Here is a 24805-nt window from a genome sequence, read left to right as displayed (position 1 = left end):
GTTCAGCCTTTTCACACCCCGCCTCTCTCCGGAGGGCGACCCTGACAAAGGAGACATTCCCATGGACCTGCTTCGCTGGACCATTGCCTTCCTTATCCTCGCCCTTTGCGCCGCAGTGCTGGGCTTTGGCGGGATTTCTGCGGACTTTGCCTATATCGGCAAGATCCTTTTCTTCATCTTCCTGGTGCTGCTGATCATCAGCCTCGTCTTCGGACGCGGACGCGGCACGCGCCTCTGATCCGGCCTCTCAGCGTCGGGAGCGGCCCATGCGGAAGCTCCCGACCAGAGCCACCAAGAACACCACGACCGCATACAGACCGCCCAGTTCCGTCATGGAGACGGGCAGACCAAACAGGTAATCCGGCGAATCACACGGCTTGTTCGGCCGTGCGGGCATCGCCGACATCCAGTCTTTGAAGCTTCCCCCGTGAAAGACCGGAGCCCGACACTCGGGCGCCGGGCTGGGCCAGAACTTGTGCTCCACACCCGCATGCAGGACCGCGAGCCCGATACTGGTCATCAGGCACAGAAGACCAAGGAAAACCCCGTACCGGGCATAGCGCTTCGGCAGCAGGACCGTGACGATCCCGATCCCGATCAGCACCCACCACGGACGCCGCTCCCACAGGCACAGCTCACAGGGTGCAAGTTTCAGCCAGTGTTCAGCAAACCACACCACCCCAAGCGCCAGAAGCGCCGCCAGAACATACAGACCGCCCAGCGCAGTTGTTGAAACAGGGCGGCGCGTTCTGTTCAGTGGCACGGATGGATTGCCTCCAGGCTATCAAGAAACTGCTTGGACCAGCTTCCCGCCGTGTTGCGGGAAACCTCGTCATACATCGCCGACCATGCCGCATGACGGGCCTCGACGTCCATCGTCAGACCAATATGCAGCGCATCGGCCATGCCTTCTGCATCCAGCGGATTGATCAGAAGCGCCTCCGGCATTTCAGGAGCCGCCCCCGCAAAGCGGGACAGCACCAGCACGCCGGGATCATCTGCGTCCTGGGCGGCAATGAACTCCTTGGCGACCAGATTCATGCCATCGCGCAGCGGTGTAACAAATCCCACATCCGCCATCCGGTAGAGCCCGGCGAGAATATGGCGCCCGATCGGCCAGGTCGTATAACGGATCGGCACCCAGTCCGGCGTGCCATAGGCGCCGTTGATCGTCCCGACCAGCCCGTCCAGTTCTTCCTTGAGCAGGCGATAGCTCTCCACCCCGCCACGCGAAACGGGCGTGACCTGAAGGAACGTGACCTGCCCCCGATGCTCGGGATAGTTCTTCAGAAGTGCCTCAAAGCCCTTCATCCGCTCCGGCAGGCCCTTGGAATAATCCAGCCGGTCCACACCGATGATCAGGCGCGTCCCCTCAAGCGTATCGACGATCTTCGTCACTTCGTCAGAGGCCGCGCTCTCGATGGCCTGCTGGCGGAAACTGACCGGATCAATACCAATCGGCACAGCCTCAACAGCCGCCTTGAGGCCATACACCTCAAAACATCCCCTGAGATTGGCCGCGTCTTCGGGGGTCTGGACCCCGATCAGATCACAGGCCGCCAGCCCGGTCAGCAGCATGTCGAGCCGCGGAAGAAGACGCGCCACACTCCACGGTGGAAACGGAATATGCAGGAAAAACCCGATCCGTCCCGTAACACCGCGCTCCCGAAGCATCTGACCCAGCGGAAACAGATGATAGTCGTGGATCCAGATCGTATCATCCGGCTCCAGAAGCCCGACCAACCGGTCCGCAAAAACCTGATTCGCCGCATAATAGGCGTCACAGTCTTCACGCGTGTAGCGGATCAGATTGGTCCGGTAATGGCACAGGGGCCAAAGGACACCGTTGGAAAAGTTCAGGTAGAAGCGGTCATACTGACTCTGCGTCAGATCGAACGTCACGTAATTGACGTTCCCGACCTGCTCGCGCTGGACGGGCCGCTCCGCCGCGTCCGCATGCTGATGCCCCGACCATCCGAACCACACGGTCTCCTGGGTCTGTACCGCATCGTACAGCCCAACCGTCAGCCCACCCGCAGGCTGCGTACGCTCTCCCGGGGCAGGCGTCCGGTTGGAAACAATGATCAGGCGCCCCATCCGCGTCCCTCCGACAGATCATGCAGCCAGCGTCGGAACGTGGCCGCATCTGGAAAATCATCGGGGATGAGCCAGCCTGCGCCCCCCATCTGGCGCGCAGCCCTCACCCCGTCCCGGTCCGTGACGTCATCACCGGCAAAAAGCGGAAGTCGTCCCTCGAAAGGCGGCTCTGCCATCAGTTCCTGCAGCGCCTTGCCCTTGTCGATCCCCAGAGGCCGGAGTTCAACGGCCATCTGCGCATCCTGAAGATGAAATCCCTGACTTTCCACCGGCCAGACCGACGTCAGCTCCCGGAAAGCGGATTCCGCTTCGGGAGCACGGCGATAATGCAGCACCATTCCAGCTTTTTTGTGTTCAACACTGGCGCCGGGGTGATCTGCCGCAATTTTTTCCGCCGCATTCACCCAGGCCCCCGGCACCAGGGGCAACTCCCGCTCGCGCAATGCCTGACCGGGGGCCGGACGCACGACCACGCCGTGCTCCCCTGCCACGGCATAGGGAATACCCGGCAGGAAATGGTCAATCTGGGCAATGGGACGCCCCGTGATGATCGCAAGCGCACCATCGAGCATGTCCCGCAGACGCAGCAGGTCAGCCGTCAGTCCGTCCGGCACGCGGACACTTTCGGGCGTGGGAGCGATGTCGACGAGCGTTCCGTCAAAATCAAGCAGCAGGGCTGCCCGGGACGGGGGAAAGGGAACCTGAATCATGAAGCTGTCATTTCTTCCTGTTTCTGGGTCATTCCGCCCCGTCCCACCCTATTCGAGACCGGGGTCGGCCTCGGGAAGAGGCAGGGGCTGTCCCGCAGGCGGCACGGGTGCTGCCGGAGCAAGGGAGGGAGCCGCACCGCTGGGCGGCGCGAGCGGAATGGGATTATGACTGTCCGGAGCAAGCGGTACGGGACCACCTGAGGCAGAATCGGGTCGAGATGCCGGAGCATCGCCGCCCTCTTCCACCGGAACCTCCGCACTGGCGAGTACGGGTGCCTTCACCACAGGCAGGGGGCCCGCCTGCGGTGCCGTCGGCGCTCCCGCACAGGAGACAACGCGCACATCGTACAAAGGGCTGCCATAAGTTGCGACGGAAGGTTCCTGCGCCAGCATCCAGCCATCAAAAGGCGGCCGGTCGGGATCGCTGCTGTCCTTCAGATGCAGCAGGGCCCCGGCATCCGCCGCCAGCGTCTGCGGCCGACTGACACAGGCTTCAACACCTACCGAAAGCCCGTGATAGCTCGCACTGCCGCCGACCGGGATCGTCAGCAGTTCCAGATGGGCATCAAGCCGGTCCAGCACACGCACCACAGCCTGGGACTGTCCCTGCCAGGTCGTGGCCGGATACATCGCAGGAGGCGCCACGCCCGTCGCAGCCCGTGCGACCGGAAAACCGGCCAGCAGACACACCCCGACAGCACCACACAGCAGATTTATGCCTGAACGTGCCCTCATCATGATGATGTCTCCTGTGCCCCACCCTGAAACGGACTTTTCAGATCGGACAGCATGGCCTGAAACGTCCGCAGCATGGCGTCCGGCGCAACCCCCATGAGAACACCATCGTCAAACGCATCCTGCAGGGCCTGACGCAGTTCCGCATCGTTTTCCCGCAGGATCTGCACCTTTTCCGTGCAGGACACGGGATTGCCCTCATGGTCAACCCACAGAAACGCCTGTGCTCCCGGAGCCGTCATCGCTCAGGGCTCATCCGACAGACTGCCCGCAGCCGGCTTTCCCGCAGCCGCCTTCTGGCTCTTCTGCAGCGAATCCGTCACGGAGAAAATGAACTTGCTCAGAAGCTGCTCCAGACTGATGGACCCCTGGGTCTCGGTCATGACACCGCCGGCCTTCACCACCGAATCCGCCCCACCGGGAGACAGCGCGATATACTTCCCGCCCAGAAGACTGTCGGACGTCACGATCGCAGCAGAATCCGTCGGCAGCTTCACATCGGGTGTAAGCGTAAACGTCACCTGAGCCTGAAAGCTCTTGGGATCGACCACGGTCCCGGTCACATGCCCCACGGTAATACCCGCCAGCCGCACATCCGAACCAACGGTCAGGCCGTCAATCTGGCTGAAGGACGCATGGACAGGGTATCCCCCGTCATCGCTCTGATGGTGCCCGACCATTGCCGCAACCAGAAGACCCGCAAGACAGGCCAGGACTGCGAACCCGGCCAGAAGCTCCAGCCGGTCATGGCGGACCGTGACAGCGCTCATGACGATACCCTCGTGAAAATCATCTTTCCTGCACTACCCGACTCCGCTTCCCGCGTCCAATCCTCCCGCAGAAATCGTCCGGATCGGGGCCAGGAGAAATGTTATCCCCCATATCCCCATGTTCCCAGCCATTAGCGGCCTTCCACAGGCCCTTTTCCGGCTTACCGGCCCACCGGCACAGGGCGTAGATTCATTCCATGACAGCTCGCCTTCACTGGACCGGCGTTCGCATGAGGACGCTTCAGGTCATGACCGACCCCGATGACAGCGCTCTGCGCTCCGTCACCCTTCCTGCCGCCTGGGACGACGAGGCCGCACAGGCCCTCGCCCGGATCACCCTGAACGGTGGGCCGGTCAGACTTGCCGCGGAGGCAGCCCGCTGGGTGGACACGATCGACGCGTGCCCGCCCCTTCCCGGCACGCCAGCCAACACGCCGTCGCCGGGTCGGAGCCTGTCCTATCTTCTGCTGATGCAGCAGATGGCACCGAACACGGCACTGTGGCAGTGCCAGCCGGACGAGACGCCCGGCTTCACCATCCGCCTGTCCAGCTTCGTGCAGGAGACCGGATTCGCGGCCGAACATTTCGTCGCCTGCCTCCGTCTGGCCTGCGATGCCCTACGCCGCCTTCACGCCGCGACCCGGATCGAACGCACAGGTGAGCTGCCCCTGTTCGATCTCCCCGCGAAACCGGAAGACGAAGCCGCAGGACTCATTCTCCTGACCGATCTCGATGCCTGCCTGGCGGGCCTCGGCCTCGACTATGACAGCGACGATGCCCGCAATGCCGCCCGTGCCCTGGCCGCCGTAGCCACCACGGTCGCCCGCGCCGGAACGAAGCTGTCCCCGCCGTCGCTGCCGGAATCGCCCCTTCCTGAACTGCGGACGGTTGCCGCCTCAGCGTACGCGGCGGAAGAAGGACGGCATTTCTGCCCCATCGAAACCGGATTTTCCTCCCCCGGCCCGACCGAAGGATTGCTGGGCGTCGAAACCTGCGGCCTCGCCCCGGCTTTCTCGCCCCTGCGCGAGGACGGCCATCTCCGCGCCTCCACGCTGGCCCGGCTGGCGTCCCGTGGGCTGACGCCCGAATCCGCACTGGCGCTCGCGCTGGCCGGCGAAACCCCGCTGCCGCCCGTTCGCCCGGAAGCACAGGCCGCCATGCACGCAGTTCTGAAGAACGTCGTGGACTTCCTGCCCGCTGTGCCGGAACCCGATCTGGCTGATCTTCAGGCCAGACTGGCCCGTGGCGTTCGGCGTCCGCTCCCCATGCGTCAGACCGGCTTCACGCAGCGCGCCGCCGTGGGCGGTCACAGTCTCTTCATGCGGACCAGCGAATTCGAAGACGGCACCCTTGGCGAAATCAGCCTCACCCCGCCCCGGGAGAGCCCCATGGCCCGCGGCCTGATGGACTGCCTCGGGCATGCCGTCAGCATCGGCCTGCAATACGGCGCGCCACTGGAAGCCTTCGTGGAACGATTCGCCTATACGCGCTTCGGTCCCGCAGGCACCGTCGAGGGGGATCCGTCCACGGCTTACGCGACCTCCATGCTGGATTATGCCTTCCGTACCCTGTCTGAAGCCTATCTGGGCGAGCACATGCCCGATGCCCCCCGGATCGAACCCAGTTCGGAAGATCCTGCCCCCATGCTCCCCTTCGGACGCGGCTCGGGCGAGATGCCGGAATGGAAGGACCGCGGACGTCGCCTGAAGCTGGTCAGCTAGGCCGGAAACAGGTTTCGATGGCTCCGGCGAGCAGAATACATTGACAGTCAACGGACTCGCCGGTAGCTAGCGCCTGCGCTGAGAAGGAATCCGGTTGGATGACCGGGTAAGAAGGATGCGTACAGGGTAAGGGATCAGACCTCATGGGACACGCCCCTGCCGGTGACGACGGAAACTTCGACGAACGCCTCCGGCGTGCGCGTCAGAAGCTTGATCCCCATGCTGGGGAATTCGCCGTAACCGACGAGGGCAATGATGACAGTTCCATGTCATCCCTTGGACTGGCGATCCGCGTGGGAACCGACCTTGTGGCGGGGCTCGCGGTCGGTGTAGCCATTGGCTACGCGCTGGGTCACTGGTTCGGGTACAGGGCTCTGTTCCTGTCCGTTTTCGCCCTGGCAGGATGTGGTGCCGGCATGTTGAATGTCTGGCGGGTTTTGAAGGATTCGGACATGGTGTCCGGACCGAAAGATGACGGGAGAAGCCAGCGTGGCAGCCGGATCGACGATTGACGCGCTCGGACAGTTCGAGCTCCATCCGGTTCTTGGACATCTGGGAGAAGCCCTGCGGTTCTCGCAGTCGCCACTGTTCATGCTGATCGCCGCTGCCGTCGTTCTCATCTTCCTGTATGTCGGAATGCGCCCCGCCGCCGTTGTGCCGGGCCGCCTTCAGGCCGCCGCCGAGATCAGCTACGACTTCGTCCACGATCTCGCCGTCAGCACGATCGGTGAAAACGGCGCGACGTTCTTCCCGTTCGTCTTCGCGATCTTCTTCTTCATCCTGGCTGGAAACTATCTCGGCCTGCTGCCTTTCTCCTTCACGTACACCAGCCACATCGCCGTGACCTTCGGTCTGGCCATCATGGTGTTCGTCATCTCGATCCTTGCTTCCATCCGTTTTCAGGGTGTCGGCTTCCTCAAGCACTTCCTGCCCGCTGGAACGCCTGTCTGGCTTGCTCCGCTGCTGGTGCCGATCGAGATCATCTCTTTCCTTTCGCGTCCGGTCAGCCTGTCGATCCGACTTTTCGCCAACATGGTGGCGGGTCACGTGCTTCTGGAAGTGTTTGCCGGCTTCACGATCATGCTCGCCGGTCTGGGCGCATTCGGCCATGTCCTGGCCGTCGCCCCGATCGCGATCAACGTCGCGCTGACGGCCCTCGAACTGCTGGTGGGTGTGCTGCAGGCCTATGTGTTCGCCATCCTCACCTGCATCTATCTGCGTGAGGCCGTCGCTCACTGAGCCACACCAGCTTCGCACTAACCCTTTAATCGACCCAACAAGGAACCTGACAATGGACGTTCAAGCCGCTCACGAATTCGGCATCAGCATCGCCCAGGCCGCCCGTGACCTCGGTGCCGGTATTGCCGTTTTCGCCCTCGCCGGTGTCGGCATGGGTCTCGGCAACATCTTCTCCACGCTGATCAGCTCGGTTGCCCGCAACCCGGCTTCCCGTCCGCATGTCTTCGGCATCGGCATGCTGGGCTTCGCGCTGACGGAAGCCGTCGCGCTGTTCGCCCTGCTGATCGCCTTCCTGATCCTGTTCGCCTGAGGTCGAACATGTACCGTACGCCACGCCTCTTCCTGTTCGCCGCTCCGCTCGCGGCCGTGCCGGGCCGTGCCGTGGCTGCGGGCATGCCACAGCTGAACTTCCACGATCCGCTGCTGATCGGACAGGTCGTCTGGGGAGCCGTCATCTTCGGCGGCTTCTACGTTGCCCTGAGCCGCTTCGCCCTGCCGCGTGTCGAACGGGTGCTGACCAACCGTCGGACCCGGATCCAGAACGATCTGGATGTCGCCCGCAAGGCCAAGGCGGAAGCCGACCGTGCCAGCGCGGAACTTCTCAGCGCCCGTCATGAAGCAGCCGAGCAGGCCCGCGCCCATGTGGAGCGGATCCAGAGCGAAGCCCGCGCCAGTGCGGAAGCTCACGCTGCGGAGACGGCCAAGCGCCTCGAAGCCGAGATCGCAAACGCCGAAACCCGAATTACCCAGTCCCGTGAACAGGCCCTGTCCAGCCTGTCCGAGATCGCAACCAGCACCACTCAGGATCTGGTATCGCGTCTGATCGGCACGCAGGACGAACAGACTGTCGCCAGCGCCGTCAAACGCGTCAGCGCCTGAAGGAGACGAAGATGTTCCACGATCCCCGGTTCTGGACCGCCCTCGCCTTCGTCCTGTTCTTCGTCATTTTCGGGCGCAAGCTCTGGGTCGCCATTACCGGCCACCTGGATGCGCGCGCTGACAGCGTCCGTCACGACCTCGACGAAGCAGCCCGCCTGCGTCGCGAAGCCGAGCAGATGCTGGAAGATGCCACCCGCGAGCGTGAGAAGACCCTGGCCGAAACACAGGCCATGCTCGCACGCTCTGAAGCCGAGGCCGCCGGTCTGGCAGAACGCGCCCGCAGGGACGCCGAAGCCGCGGCAGCCCGTTACGAGAAGATGGCGCAGGATCGGATTCACGCAGCCGAGCGTTCGGCCATCCGTGAAATCCAGGATCGCGCTGCCCAGATCGCCGTTGCCGCAGCCCGCGATGTCGTTTCGACCCGTCTGACGGAGAGCCCCGACATCGCCGCAACACTGATCGACAAAGGCATCGACAGCCTGCCGGAAGCCCTTCGGCGTTCCGCTGCCTGATCTGATGCCCACCTCCACGGTGCAAGGTTCCTCCCATGACGACGGACAGCCAATAAGGCTCTCCGTCGTCATGGCCGTTCTGAACGAGGCGGAAAACATCCTGCCCGTCTGCCAGGAACTGGCCGACACGTTCAGTGCCGTTCCCGGAACGGAAATCCTCGCCATCGATGACGGAAGCACGGACGGCACAGTCGGCAAACTCCTCGAGGCCCGCCGCACCCTTCTGCCCGGCCTACGTATCATCAGCCATCCGAAGCGCCTCGGAAAATCCGCGGCTCTCCGTACAGGCATTACCGCCGCATGTGGCGAGTGGGTCGCCACCATCGACGGTGACGGTCAGGACGACCCTTCCGCCATTCTAAAAATGCTGGATCATGCCCGCTCGGCTCAGGGACCAGCCCCTCTTGTCGTCGGCGTCCGGCGCAAGCGGAATGACCGTCTCTCCCGCCGGATCGCAACACGCTTCGCCAATGGCCTGCGCCGTCGTCTTCTGAATGACGGCTGCCCCGATACCGGCGCTCCTCTGAAGCTGTTCCCCCGCGACCTGTTCCTGAAGATTCCGCAGTTCGAAGGCGTTCACCGCTTTCTGCCCGCCCTGCTGGGGCATTACGGCGCCCCGCTGGTCTGCATCGAGGTCCAGCATCGCGCCCGTCTTCACGGCAGCTCGAAATATACGAATCTCAACCGGGCCCTCGTGGGAATCCGTGACCTTCTGGGCGTCATGTGGCTCCAGAACCGCACGCACCTGCCCGATCATCTGACCGAACACTGAAGCCGTCACCGGACCCGGACTTTCCGGGATCCTGCCGCATGTCCGGCCTGACAGAACGGCGCGGAGAGTCCCCATGACCCTGAACCTCCGGCACTATGCTCTCCTCGGGCTGCTGGCCTTTCTGCTCGCACTCCCCGGCCGCATGACGCTCCCACCGCTCGATCGGGACGAACCCCGCTACATGGAAGCATCCGAACAGATGCTTCTCTCCCACAACTTCATCGACGTCCGCTTTCAGGACAAGCCCCGCTATCTGCAACCGGCCGGCATCTACTGGCTGGAAGCTGCCTCGACCGCCGCTGCCGAAAAAATCTTCGGCCCCTCGGTCCTGCGCAAGACCTGGCCCTACCGGATTCCAAGCCTCCTTGCCGCAACAGTTATCGTGCCCCTCACAGCCTGGATCGGGGCAAGCCTCTTCGGCGGGGCGACAGGACTGATGGCGGCAGGGCTGCTGATGGTCTCGACCCTGTTCGTCGCCGAAAGTCACATGGCGACCATCGACACCGTTCTGCTGCTCGACATCCTGTGCATCGAAGCCGCCCTTCTGTGCGCTTTTACCGATCGGCAGAAAAACCGCCCCACCCCTCTCCGGGTCGCAGTCGCCTATTGGCTCGCCCTCGGCGTTGGTCTCATGCTCAAGGGTCCGATCGTTCTCATTCCCGGCTTCGGCACCCCCCTGGCTCTGTGGTTTCTGGAAAAAGACCGCTCATGGTGGTCGCGCCTGCGCCCGCGCTGGGGCTGGCTCCTCATGATTGCCGTGGTTGTTCCCTGGTGCGTGGCCATCGAAATCATCAGCGGAGGCGACTTCTTCGCCCGCGCGGTCGGACGCAACTTCCTTGGCAAGGTGGCCCATGGTCAGGAAGCTCACGGCCTTCCTCCCGGTTTTCACCTTCTGGTTTTCGGACTGGCCTTCTGGCCCGGCTCACTGTTCGCCGCCCTCGCCATTCCTGCCATCTGGAAAAACCGCAAGCTCCCGCAGGTCCGCTTCCTGCTCAGCTGGATCATTCCCCACTGGCTGGTGTTCGAACTGATCGCCACCAAACTCCCTCACTATGTCCTGCCGACCTATCCCGCGATCGCCATCCTCGCCGCAGCAAGCCTCATGGCATGGCCCGCAACCACGGCTCCTCGGTGGGGAAAAGCCCTTCTCGGAATCTATGGTGTCTTATGGGCGGTCATCGGCATCACATTCTGTCTCGCCGGAAGTATCGCGCTCTACAGACTTGAGCACAGCTTCTCCCTCTCCGCCATGATCGCACTTGGAGGCGCCCTGCCCCTGATGCTCGGCGCCATCCTGATGATGCTGAAATATCAGCGTCGGCAGGCTGCCTTCTGTGCCATGGGAGCAGCCGTGATTGCTCACGCCGGCCTCTTCCTGAGTGTCATCCCCAACCTGCAGACCATCCGTCTCAGTCCCCGGATTGCCGACCTCTTCGAAGACGTCCGTCCCTGCGATGACAGTGTTTTGATATCGTCATCCTATTCCGAGCCGAGCCTTGTCTTTCTCGTCGGTCCCAATACGCAGCTTCTTGGTCCGGCTGCCGCCGCCGGATATCTGCATGAGCATCCCCAATGCAGCCTGGCCCTGATCGACCGCAAGGACGAAGCCGTTTTCACGAGAAAGCTTCTCGAATATGGCCTGGATGTCGTGGAATACGACCGCATTCAGGGTCTTAATTATTCAAACGGTCACCATCTCGATCTTGGACTTTTTGCGCCGCGCTAACTCTGTCCATCACGTTCAGGAGCGCCACAAAACGAAAATCCTTCTCTTGTGAGCCATTCCGCCGATCCCGACCTCAAGAAGAGTGCCTTTGAACAAATCTGTTTTTATCCTATGCTTCAAATACTCTACCTGATTTAAAATATTGATGGTCCAGCGGGAGAAGACAAATGATAGTATGCCAGATTGATGAATTTTCCGTTAATGGCATACGGGGGTGGGCCACCGATACTGAAAACCCCTCCCAGCCTGTCTTCCTGCATGCTCTGGCAGACGGACAGGAATTCCTCCAGTTTCATTGTACAGACCTGCGTGAAGATGTTCACGAAGCCGGCATTAAATCAAAAAATACAGGCTTCCATATTCTTCTCCCACATAATCTGCTCGACGGCGAAATCCATAATATTACCTTCAAAAACCGTCTCAAACAGATTGAAATCTATTCACAGAACCAGAAGCTGGAGCATATCGCCTTCTCCGGAAAACTTCCGGTAGAGACGCGCTCCTTCGTGGACGGCCTGAAGCAGGGTGTGCTGAGCGGCTGGGTTATCTGTGGGAATGACGTCGAAGGCTGGAAAGGGAACCAGCAGCTTCTCGTAACCTGCGACGGCCAGAAAATTGCTCAGGTTGAAGCCAACAGATATCGGGGCGATGTCGGAAAGGCCCTGTCCTGCGACCCCTATTGCGGCTTTCAGTTTTCACCGCCCGAACTGTACCGCAAGCCCTATCAGCAGGAGTTCCGTTTCTACGTTCTGCCTGACATGATCGAGGTCACAAACAGCCCCTGCCTGACCAGTTTCGTCACTGATGCCCATGAATCACTGATTATTGATGTCATCGACAAGATTGATGCCCTGCATGTGGAACTGACCCGTCTGCGCCGTCAGGTTCGGGAAATCCTTCCCCAACCCGGCTTCACGATTGCAGACTATCATTCATGGGCCACGGCCTATTTTCCGGTTCTGCGCAAATATGTTGACCGCACCCGGGATGACGCCACCATCACAGGCAACCCGCTGGTCAGCATTGTCTGCCCCGTCTGGAACCCCAATCTTACGGATTTCCGGGCGGCTGTTGAGAGCGTCATGGCTCAGACATGGCAGAACTGGGAACTCATTCTGGTCGATGACTGCAGCAAAAATCCCGAACTGCGCGCCGTCATCGAGGACTTCGCCAAAGCTGACGCCCGCATCAAACCGATTTTCCAGAAAGAGAACGGCGGCATCAGCATTGCCACAAACGCAGGTCTGGCAGCGGCTCAGGGCGAATGGATCGCATTCTTCGACCATGATGACCTGCTCGCGGACGTCGCTGTCGAATACATGCTGAGAGAGGCCACAAGAAGCCACGCCGACCTCATCTATTCCGACGAAGACAAGATTGACGCCAGCGGTTACTACAGGGAACCTGCTTTCAAGACTGACTGGAACTACAGGCTTCTTCTTGGCGTAAACTATGTCTGTCACTTCGTGATGATCCGCCATTCCGCGTTGCAGACCGTGGGCGGGCTGAACAAGGAATACGATGGCGCGCAGGATCATGATTTCCTTCTCCGCGCCTCTGAACACATTCCGGCAGACAAGATCCATCACGTCCCCGAAATCCTGTATCACTGGCGCATCACGGAAAATTCAACAGCCTCTGACATTGGCAACAAACGCTATGCCATTGATGCCGGGATCAAGGCTGTCAGCGATCATCTCGTCCGTCGCAATCTGCCGGCAAAAGTCGATTCCCAACTGGGAATGACCCTTTACACGGTGGACTGGGAGTTCAATCAGTCCCCATCAGTCACGATTATCATCCCCTACAAGGACGAAATCGCGACGACGGCCCGCTGCTTGGACGCGATTCAGAAATATACCCGTTACCCGAATTACAAGGTCATTCTGGTCAACAACTGGTCCATCACCAAAGAAGCTGCGACCTTCGCCAAAAAAGTCGAAAAAATTCCCAATGTCGAGATCCTGACCGTCAAGGAACCGTTCAACTATTCCCGCATCAACAATCTCGCGGCGAAAGACGAGACATCCGATTTCCTTCTGTTCCTGAACAATGACGTTTTCGTCGAACAGGAAAACTGGCTCGAAATTCTTGTCAACGAAGCCCTGGCAGATCCGCTCGTGGCCATTGTTGGCGGAAAATTCGTCTACCCCAACCAGACGGTCCAGCATGCCGGCGTACTGCTCGGGGTCGGCGATGTTGCCGGCCATGCCCATGTCGGCATTCCGCGTGAAGAAGGCGGTTACGCAGGCCGGGCCTATTTCCCTCAGGAAATTTCAGCCGTGACAGCCGCCGGGATGCTGATCCGCCGTCCGGCTTTCGAACTGGTTGGCGGCTTTGACGAAGAGCATCTGAAAGTCGCCTTCAACGACATTGATCTGTGCCTCAAGGTCAGGGATGCAGGGTATAAGGTTGTATGGACACCTGATTTCTGCGCCGAACACCACGAAAGCCTCAGCCGTGGCAGCGACGACCGTCCGTCAACGGAACGCCGCTTCTTTCACGAAACGCAGTTCATGATTGAAAAATGGGGCAACACCCTCCGCACGGACCCGTTCTACAATCCCCATTTCACGCTTGATCGTCAGGTCTTTTTTGACCTGACGATCCCGGGTGTGGACGAGACGCGATATCCGCCGCTTCCCGCCACCAGAAAGAAAATCCGTCCTCTCTGGCCCATCCCGACATTGACCATCGAGCCTAAAAAAACACCCGAAAAGCGTACGGCCAAGACCACACCGGCCAAACCACGGTCGAAAAAAGCCTCTGCCGCGCGCCGATCAAACAAGGCTGATTAATCTCAGCACCGGTTTCGCTTCATCAAGCACGGACATGACCGCATCACACAGCGGTCATGTTCCGACAATCGCGGCCAGCCGACATACTGGTCCTGCCAAAGAAGAAAACCTCCAGCCGCTTCTGTCACTTCTGAAATGTAAGAAATGCCGTGGTGGAGCTGAGGGGACTAAGTTTCACCAGTTAAAGCAGTCACTTAGACCGAAAACTGACCATTATCCCGCTCGTGATAATTCAATTACTTACGAGCAATTCGTAAACTCTACGCCAGCACTTGTGCAGGTTACCGGAACACGAATCCGCCTTCAAGGTGCAGCATGACTGCCCCCGGAAATGCCGCCTTCAAGGCGTGTATGCGTGATGTAGCGCACGCGCTCCTAGGCGAGCCAAACAAGAGCGTTTCGTCCAAAGACGAATGGCGTTGGGGTGAGCGTGGCAGCCTGTCCGTGGATCTCCACAAAGGCACCTGGCACGATCACGAAACCGGCGAAGGCGGCGGCGTCATCGCTTTGGTGATGCGCGAGAACCGCACGGACAAGCCTGAAGCCGTCAAATGGCTTCAAGAGCAAGGCTATATCGAAGCCAAGCCCGCGCGCACCAAGCAGCAATCTCGTATCATCGCGGCTTACGAGTACCCGGACGAACACGGCGAAATCCTGTTTCGCGTCGTGCGGATGGACCCGAAGGACTTCCGTCAACAGAAGCCCGACGGTCGTGGCGGCTGGGAATGGTCCACCAAAGGCGTGCGCAGGATACTTTATCGCCTGCCTGATATTCTCGCCTCTATCCGCAGCGGTGAAACCATTTTCGTGGTCGAAGGTGAAAAATCAGCCGACCGTCTGGCTGCCCTTGGGATTGCAGCGACATGCAGCCCAGGCGGCGCCGGAAAATGGAAAGATGACTGCACCAAATCACTGCGCGGCGCTGATGTCGTCATTCTTCCGGACAACGACGAAGCGGGCCGGAAACATGCTGAAAACGTTGCCCAGGCATTGTATGGCAAGGCAGCGCGTGTCCGCATCCTCACCCTGCCCAATCTGCCTGCGAAAGGTGACGTGCATGACTGGCTACAGGCCGGACATGCCGCCTCTGAACTTCTGGCACTGGCGCAGGGAGCGCCGGAATACGATGGTCAGGACGTGGAACCGCAAAGCATCCTGACACCTGACTGGCTGGAAATGTGCCTGCGTGATGATCGCGGCAAGCCCATCTCGAACGTGGCCAACGTCCTGTGCGCTTTGCGTGCCGACCCGGCTTATTCCGGCCTGTTCCGCTATGACCAGATGGCCAGCATGACCCTCCTGGTGCAACCGATCGAGCCGCAGGCGGAGCCGTTCAAGCCGAGACCCATCAGCGACTCTGACGTGACGCACATTCAGGAACGCTTGCAGATTGCTGGCCTGAGCCGTGTAGCGAAAGACCTGATGAACCAGGCCGTGGACTGCATCGCCAGCGAACGCGCATTTCATCCTGTCCGTGACTATCTGAAAAGCCTCACCTGGGATGGCACCAAACGTCTGGACCGCTGGCTGTCTTACTATCTGGGATCAGAGCCGACACCCTACACGGAAGGCATCGGCCGCATGTTCCTGATCGCCATGGTCGCCCGGATCATGGAACCGGGATGCAAGGCCGATTACATGATGGTGCTGGAAGGTCCGCAAGGCGCTCGAAAATCGACCGTGTGCAGCATCCTCGGCGGAGAATGGTTTTCGGACGGCCTGCCTGACCTGCGAAGCGGCAAAGACGTTCCTGTCCACATCAAGGGCAAATGGCTGATCGAGGTGGCCGAACTGTCTGCCATGGGCAAAGCAGACACCGAAATGCTCAAGCACTTCCTGACCAGACGTGTCGAACGATACAGACCGCCCTATGGTGCGCGGGAAGTCGTGGAAGGTCGCCAATGCGTGATGGTCGGAACCACGAACAAGAGCGCCTATCTGAACGATGAAACAGGCGGACGCCGGTTCTGGCCGGTGAAGGTCGGCACGATAGACACAGACGCCCTGATGCATGACCGTGACCAGCTTTTTGCCGAAGCCATGGCCGCGTTTCGTCGTGGCGACCCATGGTGGCCTGATGGCGACTTTGAAGCCCAGCATATCCGACCAGAGCAGGAAGAACGCTTTGAGGTGGACGAATGGGAAGGTCTGATTGCTGCACATCTGGCGCATCAGAACCGCACCACTGTTCAGCGTGTCGCCTATGATGCTCTTGCCTTTGAAAACAAGAAAATTGGCACAACAGAGCAACGCCGGATCGGAAAAATCCTAGAGCGACTGGGATGGAAGCGCGGTGCGCGTGGCCATGGCGGCGTGCGTTATTGGGAGCGCGGATGATGCGGAAACTCACATCGTATGGTGACGCGGTGACGCATGGTGACGCATTTCCCTATATAACCCCTATACGCACACGCTCGCACACAGGCACACACGGAAAGCACTTATATAAGAAAGTGCGTCACCATGCGTCACCGTGTCACCATCAAGGCATTAGTGACTTAGCCAATGCGGTGCAGCGCCTGACCATTGACCGGCGTGATCCTGAGAAGTTCCATGCGGACAAATCTGAGATCGTCGCGGCTCTCAGGCGCATTGCGCGTGAGGTGAAGCCATGACCGCCTTTTACAAAACCGCATTCTGGAAACGTCTGCGCGCCCAATGCCTGAAGCGTGACCGCGTATGCACCACGCCCGGATGCAATGAACGCGCCGTAGTGGCTGACCACATCACGCCCCGATCCAAAGGCGGCACGGACACTCTCGGCAACCTGCGCGGCCTGTGCATCCGTCATCACAACATGCGCCGTCATGGCGGTGAACCTCACCTCAAAGGCTGCGATGCGAGCGGCCAACCTTCTGACCCAAACCACTGGTGGAACTGATGAACGACCTTATCGACCTCGAAATCTTCACTCTCGAACTGGCAGCGCAAGGCATCAGCCCTGACGACAGCCGTGCAGACGCCGTGCTGGATCAGGCGGCAGGCATTGCTTCTGACTACTGTGGTAAGGACCTGACTAAGCTGTCACCCGTTCCGCAAACCATCCAGCGTGTGGTGCTAGACCTTGCAACGGCCATCTATCACGCGGCCGGACGGGATGCCGCTGTCACCCAGGAAGAGACCGAAGGCGTGGGATCAACCAGCTTCGGCGTGACCCGATGGACCGACCGGCTGGCCGACCTCGACCCTTGGCGTGCCTTCAATGTCGCCTGAAAATCTCTCAGGGCTGGGGGGCCTCGACCGTTGGGGAGGTCCCAAAATAGTTAGTTTGGAATTGGATAAGTAAAATGGGCCTACGCGGACCCGGTGCGAAGCCGGTTTCAAAGACAAAGACCCTAGCACCAACACCTTTGTTCGGAACGCCACTGGACGCCATCCCTGCGAAACAAGCACATAACCTGCCTTTAACTGGTGACACGCGTGCAGAGCGCCTGATTTGCTGGATCGAGCGCCTGACGGTTACCAGTGGCGCTCTGGCTGGCGAACCAATGCGCCTCGAAGACTGGCAGAAGGACATCATTCGCGCCCTGTACGAAACCAATGACCAGGACCGCAGGTTCGTCCGCACAGGCGTCATTTCCATGGCGAGAAAGAATGGGAAAACTGGCCTTGCCTCGGCTTTGGCGCTTGCCCACCTGTGCGGGCCGGAGGCGGTTAAGCGTGGTCAGGTGCTCAGTGCGGCAGCTGACAGAGGGCAAGCCTCCATCGTCTTTGACGAATTGGTGGCTTTTGCCCAGGGACAACCTCACCTTGAAACGCGCCTTGTCGTTCGGGCTTTCAACCGGACTGTGGAAGATGTGGAAACGGGATCAACCTTTAAGGCGCTTTCGGCTGATGCCCGTAAAGCCCATGGTCTCAGTCCGACCTTTGCAGTCTGCGACGAGGTTGCCCAATGGCGTGACAGGGATCTGTTTGACGCTCTGGCAACGGGTGCCGGTGCGCACAAGGAAAGCCTCCTACTCGCCATCTCAACCCGCAGCCCGGATGACGACAACCCACTGGAAGAACTTCTGCGCTACGGCGAAGGCGTGGAGGACGGAACGATCCCGGACCCGACCTTTCGCGCCTTTTGCTGGTCTGCTCCCATGGATGCCGACCCGTGGAGCGAAAAGACCTGGGCAATGGCAAACCCGGCCCTGGGAACATTCCGAAGTATCGAGGACCTGCGCTCTCAGGCCATGCAAGCGCAACGGGTGCCATCACGGGAAGCAGCCTTCCGGGCCTACTCTCTCAACCAGCGTGTAGCCCCGGATGACCGTTTTCTGAGACCGGATGACTGGGACGCCTGCGCGGACGAAGGTGCGGCTTCCGGTCCTTGCTTCTGTGGCCTCGATCTGGCGTCTGGTGCATCCGATCTGACGGCCTTTTCGTTCTACTGGCCTGAAACCGGCCGCCTGGTCGTGAAGGCCTTCCTGCCGTCCGAACTGGTGGACGCAAAGCAGGCTGACGACCATGCGCCCTATCGGGAATGGGTGGCGCAAGGGCTGATCGAACTCATCCCAGGGCGCGCCATTGATCGCGCATGGCTCGCCATGTGGATTGCAGAAGCCATCGAAGGGCTGGACGTGGTTTCCATTGGGTCAGACCGTTGGTGCCTGGCAGACTTCAACGCCGTCTGTGATCGTGAAGGCATCAGCCTGCCCATGTCTCCTATCGGTATGGGCTTCAAAGACCAGTCACCAGCCATCACAGCGTTCGAAACGACCGTTCTGCAAGGTAGCTTACGTCATGGCGGCAACCCGCTGCTGAGATGGGCCGTTGCGAACGCGGCTCTGGACATGGACCCGGCTGGGAACCGGAAGCTGTCAAAGCAGCGCTCACGCGGCCGCATTGATCCGCTTGTATCGGGTGTGGTGGCAGTTGCATTGGCCGCTCGTGAGCCAGCATCAGCCGCGCCATTTTTTGAGATTATCTCGATTTAGGGGTATGCCCAAACTTGGATACACCCCTTCTTTCACCGTTGACAGGACGTTTCTGAATAGGCAGATTCGTCAATGGAGTGTGATAACTCCTGATGCCATGGCGGTCGCTGCACGAGAGCAGTAATCCGCATATACGAATTCGCTCCGGGGGCGGTAAGGGTATGTCCAGAGGGCAACCTTAAAGCCTTACCGGCCTGACTATGGCCAGGTTTATCACCCCCCGGAGTTTGTGCGGTGTGATAACCGTTCAGGCTCTGGCAATTTATGCCATGGGAGCCGCATATCATGCGCTCAGTAAATCGTCGTGACATTTTCCCGGCCCTCGGGACCGTCCTGCTCGGCGGCATCGCCACCGCATCCCTCGCAAAACCAGAAAGCCTGTCAGCTAAAGCCGTCCGAAAGGAAACGGCCATCTCGAAGGCGTTTAGAGCTTATCATGAAGCCTATTCTGCAATGGACCGGATTGCTGACCTGTCACCTGTGAAGCTTGGCTCCCCTGAAGACAAAGCGCGTGAAGCGTTCCTTCTCCGGGAATCGGACAAATTGCAAAATGCTCTTGAAGTTCTGGCTGAGACACGCGCCACTTGTCATGAAGATTTACGGCTAAAATCTCTCATTGTTCTCAAAGACTTCCCGGAAGCCGTGGATGCATTCGAACTGCTCCCTGATAGCGTAGAAATTCGCCTTGTTCTGTCTGTCGCTCACGACGCCGCGCACCTGACGCATATTTCCTGAAAAATATGTTGCAACCTGAGTAGCTCATAATTATAAGCTACTCAGGTTGCTAAACAGATGTGGTGTTATGATCAGAAAAGGACGATTTGACGTGAAGGAATTGGCATATGCGAGTGGTCTGAGCGTCAATAACATCCGCATGATCATGGATCGCGAGCCCGGTTTGTTAACCGACGAATATGTCCCTGTCGGACGGGGTGTTTCGCGTACTTTTCCTATTAAATCGCTGAAGCGTGCTGCACTCATGCACGCCGTAACGAAGATGGGCGTTGGCATCACACAAGCAGCCCGTATGGTTGCAGAATTCTCTTCCGAATTCGAAATGAACCATGACGGACTTCCGGCAAATATTGATGCAATAATACCCCGGAAATATTGGAGCGATTTAGTTAAATCCGTACCTAAAGATGAAATGAGACACGGCAATAACTATGAATATTATTTTTATATCATCCATGTGAACGAGACAAATCAACCCGTGGAACGTAAAATTTACGTTGGCGACATGATCATGGAAATCATTGATCAAACCTACGTCTTTCAAACCATGATCCGAGGGGAAATTTCTCCAGGAATGCTCGAAGGTCCCTCTTCAGAGGCTATTATGGCAATGGAAGGTTGGGAACGCGGCGGGGATTTTTCCATCAAGTCTATCATGGATTTTGGTGACACTCCGGATACTTGGAAGCGAGAAGCAAAGAAGTGGCAGAAGGTTCGTGAGAACTGCACCACCAAAACACAAATCAACGTCAGTCTTGCAATTCGAGATGCTTTTGAGCGCGTCCGCCTGCTGAGAGCAGAGGGCTGATGCTCGCATCTCCACGAAATGCCTTGGGCAAGCATAGAGCGTCGGGAGACGCCCTATTCCCTCGATGGATGCCCTTCCCCGACCGTCGAGAGATGGCCTTTTCCCTTAGATGGATCTCTTATTGATGACCCTTCATGAACTCCGCGCCCGCCGCACACAGATTGCTGGCGAAATGCGCTCACTCAACGAACAGCACGCCGATACATGGCCGACCGAAGCCGAAACGCGCTGGACCACACTCCGCACGGAACTGACGGACCTGGAAGCACGGATTGGTCGCCAGGAACAGGTGGATGATCTGGACCGCACCGCCCCAGGCACACGCATCGGCGGTGGCGCTCCGGCATCGGAAACGCGCCGAATTGATGGTTTCGAAGGTGGTGCCCGTACACCGGAAAACTTTGACGGGCTTATTCTTCGGACACAGGAAGGCCAGACACTTCCTGTTCTGGAAGCACGCCACAACCTTTCATCGTTCCTGCCTCAGACAGAAAATCCGGCTGCTGAACTCGGCCTCGGTGGCTTCCTCCGTGCGCTCTATCGTGGCCCGCAAACGGACCTGGAACGCCGCGTCATGTCGGAAAGTTCCATCGGTTCCGGTGGTGCCACCATCCCGACACCGCTTGCGGCTGGCGTCCTGGACGAACTGCGTGCGCAGGCCGTCGCTTTCCGCGCCGGATGCCGTACCGTTCCCATGACGGCTCCAAGCCTGACCTTTGCCCGCATCACCAAGACGCCCGTTGGCGGCTGGCGTGCAGAAAACGCCCCTATCGTCGAGGATGAAAGCACCTTTGACCAGGTGAAGCTGTCCACAAAGGGCTGGGGTCTTCGCTGCAAGATCAGCCGTGAACTGCTCGAAGATGGGCAGAACGTGGACAGCATCATCCGGTCTGCTTTCGCCGCATCAGGTGCATTGGGGCTGGATCAGGCCATCCTCTACGGCTCCGGCGACGCAAACCAGCCGCTTGGCGTCGTGAATACCCCAGGCGTTCAGGCTATCCCCCTGAACGGTAAGCTGACGAATTGGGACCCGATGCTGGACGGTCTTTTGGACCTCGAAAACGTCAATGCCGGAACAGTCTCGGCCATGGTCATGGCTCCACGGACAAACCGTGCCATTCGTGGCTTCAAGGATGCCAACGGCAACCCTCTGACGGCCCCAACCGGCATTGCTGCCCTGCCCCGTCTGACATCGACCAGCGTGCCAGTTAATGAAACAGTCGGCGCAGACCAGACAGGTTCCTCGATCCTGATGGGCGATTTTTCCCAGGTCTATGTCGGAATGCGCACAAGCCTTCAGATCAGCGTCCTGAACGAACTGTATGCAGAAAACGGACAGGTCGGCTTTGTCGCCTGGATGCGTGCAGACGTTCTAGTCGTTCGCCCGCAGACCCTCCTGCGCATCTCAGGCATCACGCCATGACAGGCGCGGTCGGCAGCGTGGAGAGGCGTTCAAGCGGCGTGGAACTCCGCGCCGCAGGCCGCAAGCTTGAAGGCTATGCCGCTGTCTTTGGTGCGCCTGCCACCATCGGCAGCTTTGTCGAAACGATTGCCCCCGGAGCGTTCGCCAGGACGCTCCGAAGCAATCCGGACATTCTGGGTCTCGTGGATCACGACGCAACCCGCCTGCTCGCACGGACTGGCTCAGGCACTCTGAGGCTGGCCGAAGACACACGCGGACTGCATTTCGAAATGGACGTTCCAGACACACAGCTAGGCCGGGATATTCTCGCCATGGCTGAACGGCGTGATCTGGGCGGCATGTCTTTCGGCTTTCGTGCCCAGGACGAAGCATGGCCTTCGGCAGACCGCCGCGAATTGCGTGCAGTAGACCTGATGGAAATCAGCATTGTGCAGGCTTTCCCGGCCTATGGCGAAACCACGATTGCAACCCGCAGCTATATTGCGCTGTCGATGGCAGCACAGCAGCGCCGCAGGTTTTTGGAGACACTGCGATGAGTTTGCTGGATCTCTTTCGCCCTAACCGTAAAGCAGAGCAGCGTTCGGCACCGGTCGAACCTGTTTTGTCCGATATGTGGTTTTCACGCGGGCCGGATAGTCCGGAAGCGCTGGCAACGGTTCTGGCTTGCGTAAACGCTATTTCCAGTTCTGTCGCCAGCCTGAACGCCTACGTTTACAACACGTCAGGAAATACCCGCACGGAAGCCCCGAACCATCCTGTGTCGCGTCTGATCGTTCAGCCGAACGATTATCAGACATGGCCTGATCTGGTGGAATGGATACTGGCCAGCGTTCTTCTGTCCGGAAATGCCATCTGCACAATCGAATACGATGGTGCCGGCCGACCAACGGCTTTGAAGCCGGTTCCGTTCCAGTGCGTGCAGATTGACCGGCTTGCATCCGGCCGCCTGCGCTACACGGTTGTCGCGTGGCAGGGCGTGACCAAGACATATCTGGATGATGAAGTCTTCCACCTGAAAGACCGAAGCGATGACGGCCTTGTCGGTCGAAGCCGCCTGAGCCGCGCACGGCCGGTTTTCACTGGTGCATCTGCCCTTCAGGATTACAGCCTGAATATGTGGCAGAATCAGGCGACCCCTTCTGGCATCATCACTTTTGAAGGTGGAACACGTCCAGGCGATACGGCGATCAACGATCTGAAAGACCAGGTAAAACAGAAGTTTTCTGGCACGTCTAACGCTCGTGGCGTGATGGTCCTGGGCAGCGGTATGAAGTGGCAGAGCATTGGCATCTCACCAGAGGATGCCGAAGCCCTGGAAAGCCGGAAATTCAGCGTTCAGGAATTGTGCCGTGTGTATGGCGTGCCACCGCCAATCGTGCAGGATTACAGCAACAATACCTTCACGAACGCTGCACAAGCCAGTCTGTGGTTTGCCACGAACACACTCATGCCTTGGGTCCGCAAGATTGAGGCAGAGTTTAGCCGTGCCATCTTCGGCCGATCCAGCCCCTTCGAATTGCACATTGATCTGTCGAGTCTGATGCGCGGTGACTATGCCACACGCTGGCAGTCCTATGGCGTGGCCATCCAGAACCAAATTCTGACGGTCAACGAAATTCGTGAGCAGGAAGGATATAACCCGAAAAGCGAGGACCTGACGTGAAGAAGCCTGTTCTGCCAGACTGGCCCCGTATGCTCCGAAGAGAAAACGCAGCGGCCTATATCGATGTCAGTCCAGGTACCTTTGATCGCCTAGTACAAAATGGCGATATTCCGGCTCCTCTGACATTTCCCCGCTCGACGGTGAAAGCATGGGACCGGCATGATCTGGACGGGTTTGTGCAGTCCCTTCGGGATGGCGCAACGTCAAGCAATGAGTGGGATCAGTAATGTCTGTATTGCGGCTTCGCTATGTTCAGACCGTTATGAAGAACGGCACGCCGCATTACTACTTCCGGCGTTCCGGGTATCCGCGCACTACGCTGCCTGGTCTGCCCGGATCAGCAGAATTTATGAGTGCCTATCAATGCGCCTTGAAAGCCCAGCCTCCGGAGGTCGGCGCAAGTCTGACCACTCCCGGCAGTATGCGGGCGCTGGCTATCGCCTGGTGTGCATCGCACCAGTTCACCAGCCTACGCCCTACATCACAGCGCACTTACAGACGCCTGCTGGATGGCTTTCTGGATCAACACGGAAACAAAAGCGTCGCCAACCTTCAGCCGCGCCACCTGATGGCTATTCTTGACGCCCTGAGCAGTACGCCTGCCCAGGCTAATGCATTGCGCAATGTTCTCCGGCAAATGCTGCAATTTGCCTTTGAACGCGGCTGGCGTTCGGACAACCCTGCCCGCGATGTCAGAAAACTGCGCTATCAGAAGAAGCCTTTTGCCACGTGGACAGAAAGCGACATTGCTCAGTTCGAGGCCTATTGGGACATTGGCACCCGCGCACGCCTTGCGATGGCCCTCTTGCTCTACACAGGGCAACGCCGTGGCGATGTAATCCGGATGGGGCCTCAGCACGTCAGGAACGGCCATATCGACGTGGTGCAGAGCAAAACCGGTGCAAGGCTGACTATTCCCATGCATCCGGAACTACAGACCATAATTCAGGCTTCGGAAAGCGGACATCTGGCCTTTCTAATGACGCAGATGGGTAGTCCGTTTTCGTCAGGTGGCGCGTTTTACAACTGGTTTTCGGAATGCGCAGCTAAGGCTGGCGTTCGAAGCGGACTTTCCCCACACGGCCTGCGCAAAGCAGCAGCCCGCCGGATGGCTGAAGCTGGATGCACACCGCATCAAATCGCCGCGATCACGGGCCACCAGACGCTTGCAGAGGTGGAAAGGTACACAAAGGAGGTCAATCAGAAGCAGCTTGCAACGGCCGCCGTCACTCATCTTGGGCGACCCAAACGAGAACAAAACAGCAAGTAAGACTGGAAACCGGCTGCAACCGGTT

At 59.3% G+C, this 24805-nt stretch carries 26 protein-coding genes; 20 read left to right on the top strand and 6 right to left on the bottom strand.

The genetic code is table 11. From position 1 onward, the window contains the following. The first annotated feature begins 61 nt into the window (after window positions 1–61). Complete coding sequence (locus tag ABF859_RS10740; protein ID WP_024717175.1) at window positions 62–238, top strand: DUF1328 domain-containing protein; 177 nt, start codon at window positions 62–64, stop codon at window positions 236–238. A gap of 9 nt (window positions 239–247) precedes the next feature. Here the strand turns inward: ABF859_RS10740 and ABF859_RS10735 are convergent, their stop codons facing one another. From ABF859_RS10735 to mlaD, 6 genes are read right to left on the bottom strand one after another with little or no spacing between them, the layout of a single operon-like run. Further along, window positions 248–763: a disulfide bond formation protein B gene (locus ABF859_RS10735; protein WP_415527773.1), complete on the bottom strand. Its 516-nt coding sequence runs from the start codon at window positions 761–763 to the stop codon at window positions 248–250. After that, on the bottom strand, window positions 754–2097 hold the full coding sequence (locus tag ABF859_RS10730) for an alpha,alpha-trehalose-phosphate synthase (UDP-forming) (RefSeq protein ID WP_415527772.1): 1344 nt from the start codon (window positions 2095–2097) through the stop codon (window positions 754–756). The genes ABF859_RS10735 and ABF859_RS10730 overlap by 10 nt, the downstream gene beginning before the upstream one ends. Further along, window positions 2085–2807 carry a trehalose-phosphatase gene (gene otsB, locus ABF859_RS10725; protein ID WP_415527771.1) on the bottom strand — a complete coding sequence of 241 codons (723 nt, stop codon included), beginning with the start codon at window positions 2805–2807 and terminating at the stop codon, window positions 2085–2087. The genes ABF859_RS10730 and otsB overlap by 13 nt, the downstream gene beginning before the upstream one ends. 48 nt (window positions 2808–2855) lie before the next feature. After that, window positions 2856–3542, bottom strand: coding sequence for a DUF2155 domain-containing protein (locus ABF859_RS10720; RefSeq protein WP_415527804.1), 687 nt, complete (start codon window positions 3540–3542; stop codon window positions 2856–2858). Next, on the bottom strand, window positions 3542–3784 hold the full coding sequence (locus ABF859_RS10715; RefSeq protein WP_415527770.1) for a hypothetical protein: 243 nt from the start codon (window positions 3782–3784) through the stop codon (window positions 3542–3544). The genes ABF859_RS10720 and ABF859_RS10715 overlap by 1 nt, the downstream gene beginning before the upstream one ends. 3 nt (window positions 3785–3787) lie before the next feature. Then, complete coding sequence (gene mlaD, locus ABF859_RS10710) at window positions 3788–4312, bottom strand: outer membrane lipid asymmetry maintenance protein MlaD (protein WP_415527769.1); 525 nt, start codon at window positions 4310–4312, stop codon at window positions 3788–3790. A 197-nt stretch (window positions 4313–4509) separates the two neighbouring features. On the opposite strand from mlaD, the gene ABF859_RS10705 reads away from it, so the two are divergent. The 19 genes from ABF859_RS10705 to ABF859_RS10615 all read left to right on the top strand — a co-directional run bounded on the left by ABF859_RS10705 (window position 4510) and on the right by ABF859_RS10615 (window position 24780). After that, window positions 4510–6033, top strand: coding sequence for a vitamin B12-dependent ribonucleotide reductase (locus ABF859_RS10705; RefSeq protein ID WP_415527768.1), 1524 nt, complete (start codon window positions 4510–4512; stop codon window positions 6031–6033). A gap of 143 nt (window positions 6034–6176) precedes the next feature. After that, window positions 6177–6545, top strand: a complete 369-nt coding sequence (locus ABF859_RS10700; RefSeq protein ID WP_215747184.1) for an AtpZ/AtpI family protein — start codon at window positions 6177–6179, stop codon at window positions 6543–6545. Continuing rightward, entirely contained in the window at window positions 6523–7272 is a 750-nt protein-coding gene (locus ABF859_RS10695; RefSeq protein ID WP_415527803.1) for a F0F1 ATP synthase subunit A, read from the top strand. Before ABF859_RS10700 ends, ABF859_RS10695 begins: the two co-directional genes overlap by 23 nt. A gap of 82 nt (window positions 7273–7354) precedes the next feature. Then, entirely contained in the window at window positions 7355–7582 is a 228-nt protein-coding gene (locus ABF859_RS10690) for an ATP synthase subunit C family protein (protein WP_024717170.1), read from the top strand. Between the two features lie 8 nt (window positions 7583–7590). After that, entirely contained in the window at window positions 7591–8151 is a 561-nt protein-coding gene (locus ABF859_RS10685) for a hypothetical protein (RefSeq protein WP_415527767.1), read from the top strand. An 11-nt stretch (window positions 8152–8162) separates the two neighbouring features. Then, on the top strand, window positions 8163–8663 hold the full coding sequence (locus ABF859_RS10680; RefSeq protein WP_062500263.1) for an ATP synthase subunit B: 501 nt from the start codon (window positions 8163–8165) through the stop codon (window positions 8661–8663). Window positions 8664–8667: 4 nt separating this feature from the next. Beyond that, window positions 8668–9435, top strand: a complete 768-nt coding sequence (locus tag ABF859_RS10675; protein WP_415527766.1) for a glycosyltransferase family 2 protein — start codon at window positions 8668–8670, stop codon at window positions 9433–9435. A gap of 73 nt (window positions 9436–9508) precedes the next feature. Next, the gene (locus ABF859_RS10670) at window positions 9509–11161 is read left to right on the top strand and encodes an ArnT family glycosyltransferase (protein WP_415527765.1); all 1653 of its coding nucleotides are present in this window, start codon (window positions 9509–9511) and stop codon (window positions 11159–11161) included. A 167-nt stretch (window positions 11162–11328) separates the two neighbouring features. After that, a complete protein-coding gene (locus ABF859_RS10665) occupies window positions 11329–13959 on the top strand; it encodes a glycosyltransferase family 2 protein (RefSeq protein WP_415527764.1) in 2631 nt (876 codons plus the stop codon). Between the two features lie 315 nt (window positions 13960–14274). After that, window positions 14275–16296: a VapE domain-containing protein gene (locus tag ABF859_RS10660; RefSeq protein WP_415527763.1), complete on the top strand. Its 2022-nt coding sequence runs from the start codon at window positions 14275–14277 to the stop codon at window positions 16294–16296. Window positions 16297–16570: 274 nt separating this feature from the next. Beyond that, window positions 16571–16840: an HNH endonuclease gene (locus ABF859_RS10655; RefSeq protein WP_415527762.1), complete on the top strand. Its 270-nt coding sequence runs from the start codon at window positions 16571–16573 to the stop codon at window positions 16838–16840. Then, a complete protein-coding gene (locus ABF859_RS10650) occupies window positions 16840–17172 on the top strand; it encodes a hypothetical protein (RefSeq protein WP_415527760.1) in 333 nt (110 codons plus the stop codon). The genes ABF859_RS10655 and ABF859_RS10650 overlap by 1 nt, the downstream gene beginning before the upstream one ends. Before the next feature lie 74 nt (window positions 17173–17246). After that, window positions 17247–18881, top strand: coding sequence for a terminase large subunit (locus ABF859_RS10645; RefSeq protein WP_415527758.1), 1635 nt, complete (start codon window positions 17247–17249; stop codon window positions 18879–18881). 285 nt (window positions 18882–19166) lie between these two features. Next, window positions 19167–19616, top strand: coding sequence for a hypothetical protein (locus ABF859_RS10640; RefSeq protein ID WP_415527757.1), 450 nt, complete (start codon window positions 19167–19169; stop codon window positions 19614–19616). Window positions 19617–19707: 91 nt separating this feature from the next. After that, window positions 19708–20424 (top strand): hypothetical protein, encoded by a 717-nt coding sequence (locus ABF859_RS10635; RefSeq protein WP_415527756.1) that lies wholly within the window; start codon window positions 19708–19710, stop codon window positions 20422–20424. 124 nt (window positions 20425–20548) lie between these two features. Continuing rightward, a complete protein-coding gene (locus ABF859_RS10630; protein ID WP_415527755.1) occupies window positions 20549–21847 on the top strand; it encodes a phage major capsid protein in 1299 nt (432 codons plus the stop codon). After that, the gene (locus tag ABF859_RS10625; protein WP_415527754.1) at window positions 21844–22383 is read left to right on the top strand and encodes an HK97 family phage prohead protease; all 540 of its coding nucleotides are present in this window, start codon (window positions 21844–21846) and stop codon (window positions 22381–22383) included. Before ABF859_RS10630 ends, ABF859_RS10625 begins: the two co-directional genes overlap by 4 nt. After that, window positions 22380–23510, top strand: coding sequence for a phage portal protein (locus ABF859_RS10620; protein WP_415527753.1), 1131 nt, complete (start codon window positions 22380–22382; stop codon window positions 23508–23510). The genes ABF859_RS10625 and ABF859_RS10620 overlap by 4 nt, the downstream gene beginning before the upstream one ends. A gap of 226 nt (window positions 23511–23736) precedes the next feature. Further along, complete coding sequence (locus ABF859_RS10615; RefSeq protein ID WP_415527752.1) at window positions 23737–24780, top strand: tyrosine-type recombinase/integrase; 1044 nt, start codon at window positions 23737–23739, stop codon at window positions 24778–24780. The last annotated feature ends 25 nt before the right edge of the window (window positions 24781–24805 follow it).

The organism is Gluconobacter sp., assembly GCF_047722525.1.
Lineage (GTDB): Bacteria > Pseudomonadota > Alphaproteobacteria > Acetobacterales > Acetobacteraceae > Gluconobacter.
Note: the sequence above shows the minus strand (reverse complement) of the source record. Positions and strands in the feature narration are given on the sequence as shown.